This window comes from Mycobacterium sp. (assembly GCF_032159765.1).
Lineage (GTDB): Bacteria > Actinomycetota > Actinomycetes > Mycobacteriales > Mycobacteriaceae > Mycobacterium.
In genome coordinates this window covers 19974-36459 of the sequence record NZ_JAVHWM010000119.1, presented here as the reverse complement: position 1 = coordinate 36459, position 16486 = coordinate 19974, and the positions used below count along the sequence as shown (strand labels likewise).

Genomic DNA, 16486 nt, shown 5'->3' with positions numbered 1-16486 from the left:
CTCGTTGGGCCGCAGCCCGTCCTGCGCAAGGATGAATGGGTCGTTGAGATTGACTGGGGCAAACCAATGCTTGCGCACCGGGTCGAAGTCGACCACTTGTACCAATTCCCCGTCGGGCCCTGGCCTCAGGTCGGCCTCGAAAGGCACGCTGACGGTGAGGAACTGGCCAGACAGTCGGGTGGACATCGGGTCGAAGGCGTACGTCCGTAGTCGTCGCCGCCGCGGTGAGGCGAGCGGCGGCCCCAGAGTTGTCTCGGCTGTGGTCACGTATCCCTCCGTTTCGGTTATCTCAACGGTCGTTCGGGGTACGGCAGCGGCGTGGCGGGGACGCCGTGGAGCTTGTCCGGCATGAAGTAAGATCGCAGCCCCCCGTCACAGGCGACATAGCCCCAGTTGATAAGCCGTTCCTGCAGGGCGGGTTCGAGCGCGTCGAGTCGCGTCGGCACGTCGGCGAGATCCTTGGTCTGGTTCGGATCGGCAGGCAACTTGGCGCTTGGAAAGTCCTTCGCTACGGCGCTGCGGATGCCGACGTACATCCCGTCCCGAAACCCCTCCTTGATGGAGCCGACGACCTGGCGCTTACGCAATGATCGGACCTGGTTGTCGATGAGCTTCAGCACCCTGTACGTCTGACGTGCCCAGTCCGTCGCCGGATCAGGTTCTTCGGCGAAGTGGCCGCCTGCGTCGCTGACCAAGATCGATTTGTAATTCTTCCAGGCGGTCTCGAGGCCGAGGTTGTCGTATACGCCACCATCGGTAAGCGTGATCTCGTCGCGGAATTCCTTCGCGGTGAGGTCTGGCTCCTCCCCTTCCTTCTCGGTGATCCACTCCTGGCCTTTCAACCGCAGGACGAATGGCGAGAGGACGGGTGGAAAGGCCGACGACGCCGCGACGGCCACCGCGAGGTCCAGCTTCGGATTGGCGATTCGCCCGATGCGGTAGTCGGCGAGATAGGGCTTGCTGAATCGCATCAGAGCGCCGGACTCGAGGTTCGTTGCGTTGAAGACGAAGCGCGGTGGCTCGGGAAGATCTTGTAGCGTCGTGTGGCCGAACAGGTGCCGCCGGTACGCGTCCGCAACACGATCGGAGATCGATGTGCCTGGCAACACCGAGCCGGTGATGACCGCCGGGACGTCGACACGAGTACCTGCCATGCCGCGTAGGGGGTTGACGACTGCGCCAATGAAGTTGGACGCGACATTTCGGTCGTCGAAACCGAGCTGCGTCCAATTCATCGCGAGCACACCCGCTGTGATGGAGCCGCCGGAAACGCTGGAGAACCGCTTAATGGTGGGCAGCAAGCCGACTTCATTCAGCCGCCACAGCACACCGATGTGGAAGACCATGGCGCGGTACCCGCCGCCCGAAAGGCACAGTGCCAGACCGTCTTCTGGCTCTCTGCCCCGATCGGCTGGAATCGTGCGGACCGGGCTCAAGGCCTCGCCTAGTACCGAGTCCGTCATCGCCCACCCCTCCCGCGTCAGCGATGCATCTCACCGCACAGCCTACGTCGGGCCGATGCGTCGTGAGTGCGATTCGACTCGACTGAGCCGAACTTCGACGGGCATCGTCAGCCCGGTGTGGCACACACGGCGGGTGAGCCCAGGCGTCTAACCCGGCCCATCGCTGGCCGCCGCGAGCAGCGGCACGAGCACGTCGCTGATCGGCGTGGCCAGCCCGTGCGCGCGGGCCTTGCGCACGATCACGCCGTTGCGGATGTCCCACTCCAGCGGCCGGTTCGCCTCGCGGTCGAACAGCATCGACGTCCCCATGTCCTCCGGGGCTGATGCGAACATCTGCGCCATCTCGTCGATCACGTCGTCGGCGAGGTTGGCGCCCTCCGCGCGTGCAACCGCAAGGCATTCGGCGAGATAGCGCCGCGCCAGCGCAGCGACGTCGTCGCGCCGGAACATTCCGGAGCGGCGGCCGGACAGCACCATGAACCCGGCGAGCGCGTTGACGAGCAGCTTGCGCCATGCCTCGGTAGCGAAATCCGATGCGACCGTGACGGCAAAGCCGGATTTCGTCAGCACATCGATGACGAACTCGGCCGAGGCCGGCAGCGTCAGCCGCGGATCGCTGCGCAGTCGCACCCACCCGGCGGGCTGTGTCTCCGCGCCGAACCAGACGATCGCCGGCACGACCGTCGACCGCGGGCAGTGCGGCTGAACCAGCTCGATCTGCTCGACACCGTTCTGCAGCACGGCGACGGTGGTGGTCTCGTCAGCCAGCACGCTGAGAAATCGCGCCGCATCTTCGAGCTGGGTGGTCTTGACCGCCAGCGTCACAAGGTCAACCCGCCCACTGAGTTCGTCCGGATCGGTGTGCACCGGCCCTGGCACGATGATCGGCTCCGCGCCGTCGGGCCGCACCTCTACGTCGTCACGACGGGTGCGCCCGCACAGCACCACCGGGTACCCGGCCCTCTGCAGATAGGCCGCGACCGTCGCCCCGACGGCCCCGGGACCCACGACCGCGACGCGCACGCTCACGTCCGCCAAGCTACCGGGACATCGCCCACATCTAGACTGAGCACTCGTCTTTGCCACCTCTTTGACAGGAGCTTTCGTGCTGCGCACCCATGCTGCGGGGTTACTTCGCGTCGCCGACGCCGGGCAGACGGTGACGCTGGCCGGTTGGGTGGCGCGCCGTCGCGACCACGGCGGCGTGATCTTCATCGACTTGCGCGACGCGTCCGGGGTGTCGCAGGTGGTGTTCCGCGAGGGTGACGTGCTCGCGCAGGCACACCGGCTTCGCGCCGAATTCTGCATCGCGGTGCAGGGTGTCGTCGAGGTCCGTCCGGAGGGCAACGCCAACCCCGAAATCCCTACGGGCGAGGTCGAAGTCGACGCGACGTCGCTGACCGTTCTCGGCGAGAGCGCGCCGCTACCGTTCCAGCTCGACGAGCCGGCGGGGGAGGAGGCGCGGCTGAAGTACCGGTATCTCGACCTGCGCCGTGACGGCCCCGGTGGGGCAATCAGGTTGCGTTCCAAAGTGAATGCCGCTGCCCGCGAGGTACTGGCCCGCCACGACTTCGTCGAAGTCGAGACCCCGACGATGACGCGCTCCACACCGGAGGGAGCGCGCGACTTCGTCGTGCCGGCACGGCTACAACCCGGGAGCTTCTATGCGTTGCCGCAGAGCCCGCAGCTGTTCAAGCAGCTGCTGATGGTGGCGGGTATGGAACGCTACTACCAGATTGCCCGCTGCTACCGCGACGAGGACTTCCGAGCCGACCGGCAGCCGGAGTTCACCCAGCTCGACATGGAGATGAGCTTCGTCGACGCCGAGGACGTGATCGCGATCTCGGAGGAGATCCTGACGGCGCTGTGGGCGCTGGTCGGCTACCGGGTGCCGACGCCGTTGCCGCGGATCGCGTACGCCGACGCGATGCGCCGGTTCGGCTCCGACAAACCCGACATGCGATTCGGGCTGGAACTCGTCGAGTGCACAGAGTTCTTCCGCGACACGCCTTTTCGCGTCTTCCAAGCGCCGTACGTCGGGGCGGTCGTCATGCCGGGCGGCGCGTCGCAGCCACGGCGGACGCTGGACGGCTGGCAGGAGTGGGCCAAGCAGCGCGGTCACCGCGGGCTGGCGTACGTGCTCGTCGGCGACGACGGCACACTGAGCGGGCCGGTGGCCAAGAACCTTTCTGATGCCGAACGCGGGGGCGTGGCGGCCCACGTCGGCGCCTCGCCCGGCGACTGCGTGTTCTTCTCGGCCGGCCCGCCCAAGTCGTCGCGGGCGCTGCTGGGCGCTGCGCGCATCGAAATCGCGCGCAGGCTCACCATGATTGACCCGGACGCCTGGGCGTTCGTCTGGGTGGTGGACCCGCCGCTGTTCGAACCCGCGGACGAGGCCACCGCGGCTGGCGACGTCGCCGTCGGATCGGGAGCGTGGACGGCTGTGCACCACGCATTCACGTCACCCAAGCCGGAGTCGGTTGAGGAGATCGAGAGCGACCCGGGCGGGGTGCTCGCCGACGCGTACGACATCGTGTGCAACGGCCACGAAATCGGCGGGGGCTCAATCCGTATCCATCGCCGCGACGTCCAGGAGCGCGTGTTCGCGGTGATGGGCATCGACAAGGCGGAGGCCGAGGAGAAATTCGGGTTTCTGTTGGACGCGTTCTCCTTCGGCGCGCCGCCGCACGGCGGCATCGCTTTCGGGTGGGATCGCATCAACGCGTTGCTGTCCAGGATGGACTCGATCCGCGAGGTGATCGCATTCCCGAAGACGGGCGGCGGGGTCGACCCGTTGACAGAAGCGCCTGCGCCGATCACCGACCAGCAGCTCAAAGAGGTCGGGATCGCGGTCGTCAAACCGAAGGAAGAGAAGAAATGACCGAAAAGCCCGACGCCGCTGAATTGAAGAGCCTCAACACAGGCGTGGTCGATGAATTCCGCGCCAACAGTGGGAGGGTGGGCGGAGCGTTCGCCGCGGCCAACATGTTGCTGTTGACGACGACGGGCGCGAAGTCCGGACAGCTCCGCACCAGCCCGCTGATCTATGAGAACATCGACGGCAAAATGCTGATCATGGGGTCGTATCGCGGTGCGGACGTGCATCCATTGTGGGTGCACAACCTGCGGAAGAACCCGCAAGCGCACATCGAAGTCGGCGCCGAGTCGTATGACGTTGTCGCGCGCGAACTTCCACCTGACGAGCACGAGAAAGTGTGGCAGCAGCTGATCGCGGTAGCGCCCTGGTTCGGTGAGTACCAGAAGCTGACCAGCAGGGTGATCCCGCTGTTCGTGCTCACGCGCGCCTGACGCGCCCTCGATGCCGCCATTTCTGCGTGAGGGTCGTGGATTTCGCCCAAACACGACCCTCATGCAGATTTCGGCGCTAGGCGATGCCCCGCTACAGCTTTCCTTGCCGCTTGTCTTCGCCAATCTTGAGAATCGGCGCCCGGTTCTCCGGCTGAACCCGGTCCCACAGGCCGCCCTTGCCGAGCTCTCGCCCCCTCTGATCTTCTCGCCTGAACCACTCCTCGGCACTGCGGATCCGGTTCGGGTGGATCTCGTCGAGCAACGCATAGTCACGCTTGACGATTCCGTATTTCCAGAGGTTCCAGAAGCCCGTGAAATTGTCGCGGATTGTCATGGTGCTCTTGTCATTTGGATCCGCGTTGTACCCCGCGGGCCGATCTGCGCCCGCGCTGAGCGGACCGTTGCGCCAGTAGGTGTCCAAATCGGTGTCGACGTATAGCGCCGGATGCCCGGTGACCTTCTCGAACGCCGTTGCGAGATCGGTATAGGCAATGTGATCAACGGCGACTTCAAGATCCATACCATTAGCGCGCTCTGGATGGTCGAAAAGCCAACGAACGTAATATCCGCAATCCTCGAGCGACACATGCGGGACGGCTCCGTCGCCAAGCGGAACTCTCCACGTGACAACGCCGGTTTCGACGTTAGGTGTCATCGGTGTCCCAGGCGAAATCACCATCTCGATATACGGACCCGACGTGAAGAGCGCTGCTCCCATCCGATCGCTATTCACCTGGTTCTGAAACAAGATCCATTCGCCCACACGACCCTTGCCGTCGTAGTGGCCGGTGCGGAACCGAGAGTCATATCCTGATTTCTTGAGCCCGTAGTCCAGGTTTCCGTACACGAAGAATTTGATGCCCTCTTCGAGGGCTATCTCGTAAGCGCGCATCGCCCAGTAGATCTCGGCCTTCTCGCCGGTGTTGAACCCGTCGATGTTGATGAACGCTCCGTCGCAACCGCGGAATCCTTCACGCAGGACGGCCTCGTCAGCGAATGACCCTTCCACGACGGAAACGTTGTCGAGGGCGAGGAGCTCCCGGGCTCGTCGAGAGGTGGCATCGCGGCTGAGGAAGCGAACGGAGTACATCTTGTCGGCGACCAGAGCGCGGATGACCGGGATGCCCTGGGCCCCGGTGCCTCCGATGACAAAGATCTTGGACGTGGAGTGAGTGGTCATGGTCGGCAGTTTTCCTTTCATTTCGCGAAACGGAATTCCCTGTAGCTCGAAGGGGCCGGCAACTACATGGAATTCCATTTCGCGGCTGAGGGAACGTCAGAGACGCTCGATGATCGTCGCGTTGGCCATGCCGCCGCCCTCGCACATCGTCTGCAACCCGTAGCGCGCCCCGCGTTGTTCGAGCGCGTTGACCAGTGTCGTCATGATCCGCGCGCCGCTGGCGCCGAGCGGGTGCCCGATCGCGATCGCTCCGCCGTTGACGTTCGTCTTGGCCAGATCAGCGCCCGTATCGGCGGCCCATGCCATGACAACGGGTGCGAATGCCTCGTTGACCTCGAACAGATCGATGTCGGAGAGCGCCAATCCAGCCCGCCGCAGCACTTTCTCGGTCGCAGGGATCACGCCGGTGAGCATGTACAGCGGATCGGAGCCGACGACGGCCACCGAGTGGATCCGCGCCAGCGGCCGCAAGCCCAATCGCTTGGCCACGTCGCTGGAGGTGATCAGCAGCGCCGCACTGCCGTCGGACAGCGGCGACGAGTTGCCGGGCGTGATCGCCCAGTTGATCTGCGGGAACCGCGCCGAATACGCCTCGTTGAAGAACGCAGGCTTCAACCCCGCGAGGGTGTCCACAGTGGTACCGGGCCGGATGATCTCGTCGGCGGAGAAACCGCCGATCGGGGCGAGTTCGTTCTCGAACAGCCCGTCTTTGGTTGCGCGGGCTGCTTTCTCGTGGCTGCCAGCCGAGAACTCGTCGAGCTGCGTCCGGGAGAATCCCCATTTGGCGGCGATCAGCTCAGCGCTGATGCCCTGCGGGACAAGCCCTTCGGAATAGCGCCTCTTGAAATCCTCGCCGAACGGGTCGGTGCCGGGAAGAACGGACGATCCCATCGGAACGCGCGACATCGATTCGATGCCGGCAGCGACGACAATGTCATAGGCGCCGGAGATGACGCCCTGAGCGGCAAAGTGAATGGCCTGCTGGCTGCTTCCGCACTGCCGGTCGACGGTCGTTCCCGGTACCGACTCAGGGAAGCCCGCGCCCAGCAGAGCGTTGCGGGCGATGTTCACGGCCTGATCGCCCACCTGCGTGACTGCGCCGGCGATCACGTCGTCGACGAGCGCCGGGTCGATGCCCGTCCGCTCGACGAGCGTGCGCAGGCTGTGCGCGAGAAGGTCCGTCGGGTGTACGCCGTACAGCGCGCCGCTGGGCTTTCCCTTACCGATCGGCGTGCGAACCGCGCCGACGATCACCGCATCCCGACCTGAAAGTCCGGCCATAACTACCTCCTGGGTATAGTTGTATATACTCAACGTAACATCGGAAGGCAGGAGGTGATTCCATGGCGCTGCTGCAAGGTGCGCTCGAAGACCGAAACGCCTGGTCAGCGGCTGGGGAGTGCCCAATTGAGCGGACACTAGGGCTGGTAGGTACCAGATCGGCGCTGCTGATCCTGCGCGAGGCGTACTACGGCACGACCCGGTTCGGCGACTTCTGCCAACGCGTCGGCATCACCAGGGCAGCGGCGGCCGCGCGGCTCGACGAGCTTGTCGAGGCCGGGCTCCTGGCCCGGCGGCCTTACCAGAGCCCTGGCCAGCGCACCCGCAACGAATATGTCCTCACCTCGGCAGGCGTAGATTTCATGCCCGTCGTGTGGGCGCTCTTCCAATGGGGCCAGCGGCATCTGCCTGATCCGGTACCGCTTCGTCTGTCGCACGCCGAGTGCAATAGCGAGGTCGGTGTCGAAATGCGTTGCAATGAAGGGCATTTCGTGCCACCCGAGGAATTGGCCCTACGGTTGAACAGGGCATAAACAACAGTTTTCGTCAAATAGTCGGCGCCGGGCAAATTCCACCAGTACAGTGACTTCACCTTGAACAGCGAGCTTCTCGACAACCGTCGAGGCTCAGACAGGAAGTGTGGAGATGGCATCGATCGAATTCACAGCACGCCGAACCGCTTTCGCCGTGGCGCTTGGACTCGCGGTGGTTGTGGCACCTGCGGTCGCCACATTTGGGGGCTCGCCTGACGCGGGTGCTCCTCGCGTGGTCGCGGAGCCCCCGGGCTGCGCGGTGAGCACTGAACCAGGTGACGAGTCGCTCAACTGCGCGCCAGGCGACATCCCCGAGGTGGAAGCACCGAGCGAGATGGAGCTGACCGACACGAATCCAGGAGTCCATTCCCCAGCGCACGGCCGCTGATCCTCGCGGCGCCACCTGACGGCCGGGCTTGAGCGCAAATCTGCAGCACTTGCGCTCGTGTGATGGGATTCCCACCGTGGGCATCAAAGTGGCGCTGGAGCATCGCACCAGCTACACGTTCGACCGGCTGGTCCTGCCGGACCCGCATGTGGTGCGGTTGCGCCCCGCGCCGCACTCCCGGACCCCGATCGAGGCATACTCGCTGACCGTCGAGCCTGCCGACCACTTCATCAACTGGCAGCAGGACGCATTCGGCAACTACCAGGCCCGCGTCACCTTCACCAGCCGTACACAGCAGGTGGTCATCACAGTCGGCGTGATCGCCGACATGAAAGTGGTGAACCCGTTCGACTTCTTCGTCGAGGACTGGGCCGAGCACATGCCGTTCGGCTATCCCAAGGCGATGGCCGACGACCTTGGCCCCTACTTGCGACCGGTCGACGAAGACGCAGAGGGTTCCGGCCCGGGCGAGGTCGTGCAGGCGTGGGTTAGCGACTTCTCGATTCCGCAGAACTTCCGCACCATCGACTTCCTCGTCCAGCTGAACGCCGCGGTCAACGCCCAGGTCGGCTACACCGTGCGGATGGAGGCCGGTGTTCAGACCCCGGACACCACGCTGCGCACCCGGATCGGGTCGTGCCGCGACTCGGCGTGGCTGCTCGTGTCGATCCTGCGGCAATTGGGGCTGGCCGCGCGGTTCGTCTCGGGTTACCTGGTGCAGCTGGCATCCGATGTGCCCGCCCTGGACGGCCCGTCGGGGCCCGCCGCCGATTTCACCGACCTGCACGCGTGGGCCGAGGTCTACATTCCGGGTGCGGGGTGGATCGGCCTGGACGCGACGTCGGGGCTGTTCGCCGGCGAAGGCCACATCCCCCTTGCGGCCACCCCGCACCCGTCGACCGCGGGACCGATCGAAAAAGCCACCGAGCCGCTGGGCACGGTGCTCGATTTCTCCAACACCGTCACCCGCGTGCACGAAGACCCGCGCGTCACGCTGCCGTACACCCCGGAGGCGTGGACGGCGATCTGCGAGCTCGGGGCGAAAGTCGACGAGCGCCTCGCCTCCGCGGACGTCCGGTTGACGATGGGCGGGGAGCCGACGTTCGTCTCCATCGACAACCAGGTCGACGACGAATGGACGACGGCGGCCGACGGGCCCCTCAAGCGCAAGCGTGCCTCAGATTTGGCGACGCGGCTGAGGACCGTGTGGGCGCCACAGGGCCTGGTGCAACGCGGCCAAGGCAAGTGGTATCCCGGGGAACCGTTGCCGCGCTGGGAAATTGCGCTGCGCTGGCGCGCCGATGGCGTGCCGCTGTGGCACGACGACGCGCTGCTCGCCGATCCATGGTCCGACGAGTTCGAACACGAACACGACGCAGGCGCCGCGCAATCGCTGCTGAGCGCAATCGCATCCGGACTAGACCTGCCAGCGACCCAGGTGCGGGCGGCCTATGAGGATGCCCTGAGCCGGCTTGCCGCCGCGGCGCGACTGCCCGCCGGCGACGCGGTGATTCCGCCGGATGATCTTGCCGCCGACGGAATCCAAGCCCGTGCTGCGTTGCAGCGCCGGCTAGAAGCCTCCGTCACCGACCCGACCGCGTATGTGCTTCCGCTGCACTGGAGCGACGACGACAGCGGGTGGGCAAGCGCCGACTGGCAACTCCGCCGGGGCCGAATTGTGTTGGTGGACGGTGATTCTCCCGCGGGCCTGCGGTTGCCGTTGGACTCGATCAGCTGGCGCCCGCCGCCTCCGCCGACGGAGGCCGACCCGCTGGTGCGAAGGGGACCGTTGCCCACCACGCGGATAGCGCCCGCCGCAAAGCCTGCCGACGCCGATCCCGACGACGACGACGCCGTCCCTACCACCGCGATGGTCGCGGAGGTGCGAGACGGGCTGGTGCATGTCTTCATGCCGCCCACAGAGGAACTCGAGCACTACGTCGACCTGATCGGGCGGATCGAAACAGCGGCCGCGGAGACCAGGTGCCCCGTCGTCATCGAGGGCTACGGCCCGCCACCGGATGCGCGTGTGACATCGATGACGATCACCCCCGATCCTGGCGTGATCGAGGTCAACATTGCACCGACCGCCAGCTTTGCCGAGCAGAAGCAACAGCTGGAGACGCTGTACGAGCAGGCCCGACTGGCACGGTTGTCCACCGAGTCGTTCGACGTCGACGGGACCCACGGCGGCACCGGCGGCGGCAACCACATCACGCTCGGCGGCGTCACTCCCGCCGACTCCCCGCTGCTGCGTCGTCCCGACCTGCTCGTGTCGCTGTTGACGTATTGGCAGCGACATCCTTCGCTCTCTTACCTTTTCGCGGGAAGGTTCGTCGGCACCACGTCACAGGCGCCCCGGGTGGACGAGGGTCGCGCGGAGGCGCTCTACGAGTTGGAGATCGCGTTCGCCGAGATCGCGCGCCTCACGGAGGGCGGCGGTGGGCGCCCGTGGGTGGCCGACCGTGCCCTTCGGCATCTGCTCACCGACATCACCGGCAATACGCACCGCGCGGAGTTCTGCATCGACAAGCTCTACAGTCCCGACAGCCCGCGCGGCCGGCTGGGTTTGCTGGAGCTGCGCGGCTTCGAAATGCCCCCGCACGTCCAGATGGCGATGGTCCAGTCCCTGCTGGTGCGATCGCTGGTCGCGTGGTTCTGGGACGAGCCGCTGCGTGCGCCGCTGATCCGCCACGGTGATAACCTGCACGGACGGTATCTGTTGCCGCACTTCATTATTCATGACATTGCCGAGGTCGCCGCAGACCTGCGCGCCCACGGTGTCGACTTCGAGACGGCGTGGCTGGATCCGTTCACCGAGTTCCGGTTTCCCCGGATCGGCACCGCGGTCTTCGACGGTGTCGAAATCGAGCTGCGGGGCGCGATCGAGCCGTGGAACACGCTCGGGGAGCAAGCGACCGCAGGCGGCACCGCGCGATACGTCGACTCCTCCGTCGAACGCATCCAAGTCCGCGTCATCGGCGCGGAGCGGCAGCGCTACGTCATCACCTGCAACGGGTATCCGGTGCCGCTGCTGGCCACCGTGAACCCCGATATCCAGGTCGGGGCCGTCCGGTTCCGCGCGTGGCAGCCACCCAGTGCACTTCACCCGACGATCACCGTCGACGGGCCGCTGCGGTTCGAACTCATCGACACCTCCACAGGCATGTCGGCAGGAGGCTGCACGTACCACATCTCCCATCCCGGTGGCCGCGCCTACGACGCGCCGCCCGTGAACGCCGTCGAGGCCGAGTCGCGGCGCAGCCGGCGCTTCGAGGCCACCGGTTTCACGCCCGGCCGGATCGACATTGCAGGCATCCGGGAAAAGCAGGCACGCCTGTCCACCGACGTCGGCGCGCCTGGCATCCTCGACCTGCGACGTGTGCGTACCGTTCTTCGGTAATGGCCCCAAGGAGCGGCACCGATCCGGTCGAGGCGGCAGCCCCGGGCCGCCATGATCCCGATCGCCTGCTGGACGGCTACCGCGCGGCCCGCACTCAAGAGGCACTGTTCGAACTCCGTGGCGGACCGCGCGCCGGTTACGACGAGTTCATCGATGCCGCCGGAAATGTCCGTGCACCCTGGGCCGACCTGGCCGACGTGGTCGGCGACCGCGGGCGCGCCGGGCTCGACCAGCTGCGCTCGGTCGTGCAGGGCCTCGTCGATCACGACGGCATCACCTACATCCGCATCCACCAGAACGGCGACGCGGTCACGAACGGCAACGGCGCCCCGTCGCCCGGCCCCTGGCAGCTCGACGGAATCCCGCTGCTGATCTCCGCGCCCGACTGGGAGGCGCTGGAGGCCGGCCTGCTGCAGAGGTCGCGGCTGTTGGACGCCGTGCTCACCGACCTGTACGGGCAGCGGCGGGTGATCAGCAGCGGCCTGCTGCCGCCCCAGCTGGTGTTCGGCCATCCCGGCTACCTCCGGGCGGCTCGTGGCATCGACATCCCGGGCCGGCACCAGTTGTTCATGCACGCCTGCGATGTGAGCCGGGGCGCGGACGGGACGTTCCGGGCCAACGCTGACTGGGCGCAGGCGCCGTCCGGCGCGGGATACGCGCTCGCCGACCGCCGGGTGATCGCCCATGCGATGCCCGACCTCTACGAGCGGATCGCCCCGCGACCCACCTCGCCGTTCTCCCAGGCGCTGCGGCTGGCCTTGATCGACGCCGCCCCCGACGCCGCCGACGATCCTGTCGTCGTGGTGCTGAGCCCCGGCATTCACTCCGAGACCGCTTTCGACCAGGCCTACCTCGCCATGCTGCTGGGCTTCCCGTTGGTCGAGAGCGACGACCTGGTGGTCCGGGAGGGCAAGCTGTGGATGCGGTCGTTGGGCACGCTCAAACGTGTCGACGTGGTGTTGCGCCGGGTCGACGCCGCCTTCGTCGACCCGCTGGACCTGCGAGCCGATTCGCGCCTCGGTGTGGTGGGGCTGGTCGAGGTGCAGCGCCGGGGTGCGGTCACCGTGGTGAACACGCTTGGCAGCGGTATTCTGGAAAGCCCTGGGCTGCTTCGGTTTCTACCCGAACTGGCGCAGAAATACTTCGGCGAAATGCCGCTGTTGCAGACCGCGCCGATGTTCTGGGGCGGCATCGGCGTCGAGCTGTCGTACTTGAAGGCGCACCTGCCGTCGCTGCTGATCAAATCCACCACCGGGGGTTCCACGATGGTCGGGCCGGCGCTGTCGGCTCGGCAACTGACGGAGCTGGCCGCGCGTATCGACGCCGCGCCGTGGCAGTGGGTCGGCCAGGAACTCCCGGAGTTCTCGTCCGCGCCGTCCGGTCACGTGCGGGGCATGACAGCCGCAGGCGTGGGATTGCGCCTGTTCACCGTGGCGCAACGCGGCGGGTACGCGCCGATGATTGGCGGGCTGGGCTATGTCTTGGCCGCCGGTAACGCCGCATTCGCACTGAATACCGTTGCTGCCAAGGATGTTTGGGTTCGCCCCACTGAGCGGGCGCGGGCCGAGACGGTGACCGTGCCCTCCGTGGAGCTCTCGACGCTGGCAGGCGCCGGGACTCAAGGCGTCAGCTCGCCGCGCGTGCTGTCCGATCTGTTCTGGATGGGCCGCTACGGCGAGCGGGCAGAAAACCTGGCGCGCCTGTTGATTGTCACCCGCGAGCGCTACCACGAATTCCGCCACCGGCAGGACATCGAGGAAAGCGAATGCGTGCCGGTGCTGTTGTCGGCACTGGGACTGATCACCGGCACGGACACCGGCATCGACGCCGATCACCCGGAGATGATCGCGGTTGCCCCGTCGACGCTGTGGTCACTCACTGTGGACCGCCACCGGCCAGGCTCGCTGGCCCAATCGGTTGAGGGACTTGGGTTGTCAGCGCGCGCAGTGCGCGACCAATTGTCAACGGACACATGGAGTGTTCTGGCTGCGGTGGAACGTGCGGCGTCCAGGCGGTCGGACACCCCGCCCGAGTCGCTGGCAGAAGGCGATGCGCTGCTGGCGGCCGCGCAGCAGCAGACTCTGGCGGGAATGCTCGCCCTGGCCGGCGTCGCAGCAGAGTCGATGGTGCAGGACGTGGGCTGGACAATCATGGACATCGGCAAGAGGATCGAACGCGGGCTGGGGCTGACCGCGCTGCTGCGGTCCACGCTGACCGAAACCCGTTCGGCGGCCGCCGAGCTGGCGATCACCGAGGCGGCGTTGGTGGCCTGCGAGTCGTCGGTGATCTACCGCAGGCGCAATCTTGGCACGGTGAGTGTGGCCGCGGTCGCCGACCTCGTGCTGTTCGACGGAGCCAACCCCCGCTCACTGGTGTTCCAGCTCGAGCGCATCCGGGCCAACCTGAAAACGCTGCCCGGGTCGACGGGTTCGTCGCGGCCGGAGCGTCTGATCGACGAGATCAGCACCACGCTGCGTCGGCTCGACCCCAACGACCTCGAAGTCGTCGACGCCGACGGCCGGCGCGCTGAGTTGGACCGGCTGCTTGAGCGCATCCACACCGCACTGCGCGACCTCGCCGACGTCATCACGGACACCCAGATGTCGCTGCCCGGCGAGATGCAGCCGTTGTGGGGGCCCGACGAACGCCGGGTGGTGCCGTGAGCGCAGGGGGCGCGTTGCGGCGGTACCGGATCCTTCACCGCACCGAGTACAGCTACTCCGAGGTCGTCACGAGTTCATACGGCCGGGGTTTCCTGACGCCGCGGGACACGGCGCGGCAACGGTGCCTGCACCACGAGCTGCTCATCGCCCCCGAACCCGCGGACCGCTCCACGAGCCTCGACTCGTACGGCAACATCAGCACGTACTTCCACGTCACGACCCCGCATGAGGAATTGTCGGTGATCAGCGAGTCCGTCGTCGAACTGGCTCCGGTACCACACCAGCTGTATGTGACCGGCCCGGCGATCGCGGCCTGGGAGGAGTCGATACCGGTGGGCCACTCCGGTGCGCTCGCGAGCGAATTCAGCCTCGACCTGCAGCCGCCGGAGATCACCGATGCCGTGCGCGAATACGCGGCACCGAGTTTTCGCCAGGGACGCAGGCTTATTGACGCGCTGGCCGACCTGTCGTCGCGCATCCACGCAGACTTCACGTACCGGTCCGGCTCGACGACGGTCTCCACGCTCGTCGATGAGGTTTTGACGGCGCGCGAGGGGGTATGCCAGGACTTCGCAAGGCTGGCGATCGCCTGTCTGAGGGCGAACGGTCTTGCTTCAAGCTACGTCTCGGGATATCTAGCCACAGATCCGCCGGAGGGAAAAGAACGCATGGTCGGTGTCGACGCCACGCACGCGTGGGCCGCCGTGTGGACCCCCGGAGATCAATGGCTGGCATTCGACCCGACCAACGATCAGATGGCCGACGAGCGGTACATGGTCGTCGGCTGGGGCCGTGATTATGCAGACATCCCGCCGCTGCGGGGCGTCATCTACACCGACTCGGAGCGAAGCACGATCAAAGTATCCGTCGACGTCGAACCTTTTGAGGGAGATGTGGTCTATGCGTGACTTCGTATGTCCCAACTGCGGGCAGCACCTCGCGTTCGAGAATTCCCTGTGCCTGAAGTGCGAGCGTCCGCTCGGCTTCTCGTTGGAGGACATGGCGCTCTTGGTGATCGCCGACGAAGACGAGGCCGCAAAGCCCGGCTTCCTCGATGCGGCCAAGTTCGAGCTGTGCGCGAATCTGCACCTGGCCAAATGCAATTGGCTGGTACCCAAGGAACCGGTCCGGCGGCTCTGCGAGTCCTGCCGGCTCACTCGCACCCGGCCCAATGACGAAGACACGACCGCGCTGGCTGCGTTCGCTGATGCGGAAAAAGCCAAGCGCCGCCTCATCGCCGAACTCGTCGAGCTGAAGCTGCCGATCGTCGGCCGCGACGTCGATCCCGACTACGGCCTCGCGTTCGACCTGTTGTCCAGCGAGAAGGAAAAGGTCTTCACCGGCCACGACAACGGGGTGATCACGCTGGATCTGGCCGAGGGCGACGACGTGCACCGCGAGCAACTGCGTAAGGCGATGGACGAGCCGTACCGGACCCTGCTCGGGCACTTCCGCCATGAGATCGGCCATTACTACTTCTACCGGCTCGTCGGGCAGTCGAACGACTACACCGCGGGGTTCCGCGAGCTCTACGGCGACCCCGACGCCGATTACCAGGCGGCGCTAGACCGTCATTACAACCAGGGCGCTCCGCCGGGCTGGAACGAAACATTCGTATCGTCTTATGCAACAATGCATCCCGCCGAGGACTGGGCCGAAACGTTCGCGCACTATCTGCACATTCGCGACACCCTCGACACCGCAGCCGCATTCGGGTTCGCTCCATCCAACGCGACCTATGAGCGAAAGGTGCTGGGACCGAGCAGCTTTGACACGTTCATCGAGATGTGGCTGCCCTTGTCGTGGGGGCTGAACATGGTGAACCGGTCGATGGGGCGTGACGATCTCTACCCTTTCGTGCTGCCAGTGCCGGTGCTGGACAAGATGCGGTTCATCCATACGATCGTCGACGAGGTGGCGTCGGGGCCCGACAAACTCGACGTCCTCACCGGTGGCGCCGCGGCCTCCTGACGGCGGCGGTGGGGTGCCTGGTCGCCTTCACGTTGGCCGCCTGCGACAGCGTTGACCCGCAGACCGCGGCGAAGTCGGTGGCTGACGTGGTGTTGTCCCAGAAGGGTTTTCGGCCGAATGACGTGACCTGCCCCAGAGGGGTGGATGCCACGCTTGGCACAAAGTTCGACTGCACCTTCACAGACCCGACCGGAAAGAAAATCACCGCCCATCTGAAGATCACCAAGGTCGACGACGACCACGTCGAATTCGACGTGGTGCTCCCCGCGACTTAGCTCGCGGAGGCCGCCACGCC

The 16486-nt window shown here is 66.1% G+C and carries 14 protein-coding genes; 9 read left to right on the top strand and 5 right to left on the bottom strand.

Translation table 11 applies throughout. The annotated features are described in order from the left end of the window. The 3 genes from QOH60_RS13420 to QOH60_RS13410 all read right to left on the bottom strand — a co-directional run. Positions 1–267 (bottom strand): hypothetical protein (locus tag QOH60_RS13420; RefSeq protein WP_526421034.1); only part of this gene is annotated, 267 nt, incomplete at its 3' end. Between the two features lie 17 nt (positions 268–284). After that, the gene (locus QOH60_RS13415; RefSeq protein ID WP_526421032.1) at positions 285–1463 is read right to left on the bottom strand and encodes a patatin-like phospholipase family protein; all 1179 of its coding nucleotides are present in this window, start codon (positions 1461–1463) and stop codon (positions 285–287) included. A gap of 147 nt (positions 1464–1610) precedes the next feature. Then, positions 1611–2492 carry an oxidoreductase gene (locus QOH60_RS13410; protein WP_526421030.1) on the bottom strand — a complete coding sequence of 294 codons (882 nt, stop codon included), beginning with the start codon at positions 2490–2492 and terminating at the stop codon, positions 1611–1613. Between the two features lie 61 nt (positions 2493–2553). Between QOH60_RS13410 and aspS the strand changes: the two genes are divergently transcribed. Continuing rightward, positions 2554–4344, top strand: coding sequence for an aspartate--tRNA ligase (gene aspS, locus QOH60_RS13405; protein WP_526421028.1), 1791 nt, complete (start codon positions 2554–2556; stop codon positions 4342–4344). After that, the gene (locus QOH60_RS13400) at positions 4341–4772 is read left to right on the top strand and encodes a nitroreductase family deazaflavin-dependent oxidoreductase (RefSeq protein WP_526421026.1); all 432 of its coding nucleotides are present in this window, start codon (positions 4341–4343) and stop codon (positions 4770–4772) included. Before aspS ends, QOH60_RS13400 begins: the two co-directional genes overlap by 4 nt. Positions 4773–4863: 91 nt before the next feature. Here the strand turns inward: QOH60_RS13400 and QOH60_RS13395 are convergent, their stop codons facing one another. Further along, positions 4864–5952, bottom strand: a complete 1089-nt coding sequence (locus tag QOH60_RS13395; protein ID WP_526421024.1) for an NmrA family NAD(P)-binding protein — start codon at positions 5950–5952, stop codon at positions 4864–4866. Between the two features lie 96 nt (positions 5953–6048). Beyond that, complete coding sequence (locus QOH60_RS13390) at positions 6049–7233, bottom strand: thiolase family protein (RefSeq protein WP_526421022.1); 1185 nt, start codon at positions 7231–7233, stop codon at positions 6049–6051. A gap of 62 nt (positions 7234–7295) precedes the next feature. Between QOH60_RS13390 and QOH60_RS13385 the strand changes: the two genes are divergently transcribed. The 7 genes from QOH60_RS13385 to QOH60_RS13355 all read left to right on the top strand — a co-directional run bounded on the left by QOH60_RS13385 (position 7296) and on the right by QOH60_RS13355 (position 16466). Further along, complete coding sequence (locus QOH60_RS13385; protein WP_526421020.1) at positions 7296–7766, top strand: winged helix-turn-helix transcriptional regulator; 471 nt, start codon at positions 7296–7298, stop codon at positions 7764–7766. Positions 7767–7878: 112 nt separating this feature from the next. Next, positions 7879–8154 carry a hypothetical protein gene (locus tag QOH60_RS13380; RefSeq protein WP_526421018.1) on the top strand — a complete coding sequence of 92 codons (276 nt, stop codon included), beginning with the start codon at positions 7879–7881 and terminating at the stop codon, positions 8152–8154. A 76-nt stretch (positions 8155–8230) separates the two neighbouring features. Continuing rightward, a complete protein-coding gene (locus tag QOH60_RS13375) occupies positions 8231–11557 on the top strand; it encodes a transglutaminase family protein (RefSeq protein WP_526421016.1) in 3327 nt (1108 codons plus the stop codon). Beyond that, positions 11557–14220, top strand: coding sequence for a circularly permuted type 2 ATP-grasp protein (locus QOH60_RS13370; RefSeq protein WP_526421014.1), 2664 nt, complete (start codon positions 11557–11559; stop codon positions 14218–14220). Before QOH60_RS13375 ends, QOH60_RS13370 begins: the two co-directional genes overlap by 1 nt. Next, positions 14217–15128, top strand: coding sequence for a transglutaminase-like domain-containing protein (locus QOH60_RS13365; RefSeq protein ID WP_526421012.1), 912 nt, complete (start codon positions 14217–14219; stop codon positions 15126–15128). The genes QOH60_RS13370 and QOH60_RS13365 overlap by 4 nt, the downstream gene beginning before the upstream one ends. Beyond that, positions 15121–16191 carry a zinc-binding metallopeptidase family protein gene (locus tag QOH60_RS13360; protein ID WP_526421010.1) on the top strand — a complete coding sequence of 357 codons (1071 nt, stop codon included), beginning with the start codon at positions 15121–15123 and terminating at the stop codon, positions 16189–16191. Before QOH60_RS13365 ends, QOH60_RS13360 begins: the two co-directional genes overlap by 8 nt. Before the next feature lie 8 nt (positions 16192–16199). Further along, complete coding sequence (locus QOH60_RS13355; RefSeq protein WP_526421008.1) at positions 16200–16466, top strand: DUF4333 domain-containing protein; 267 nt, start codon at positions 16200–16202, stop codon at positions 16464–16466. Positions 16467–16486 lie beyond the last annotated feature (20 nt).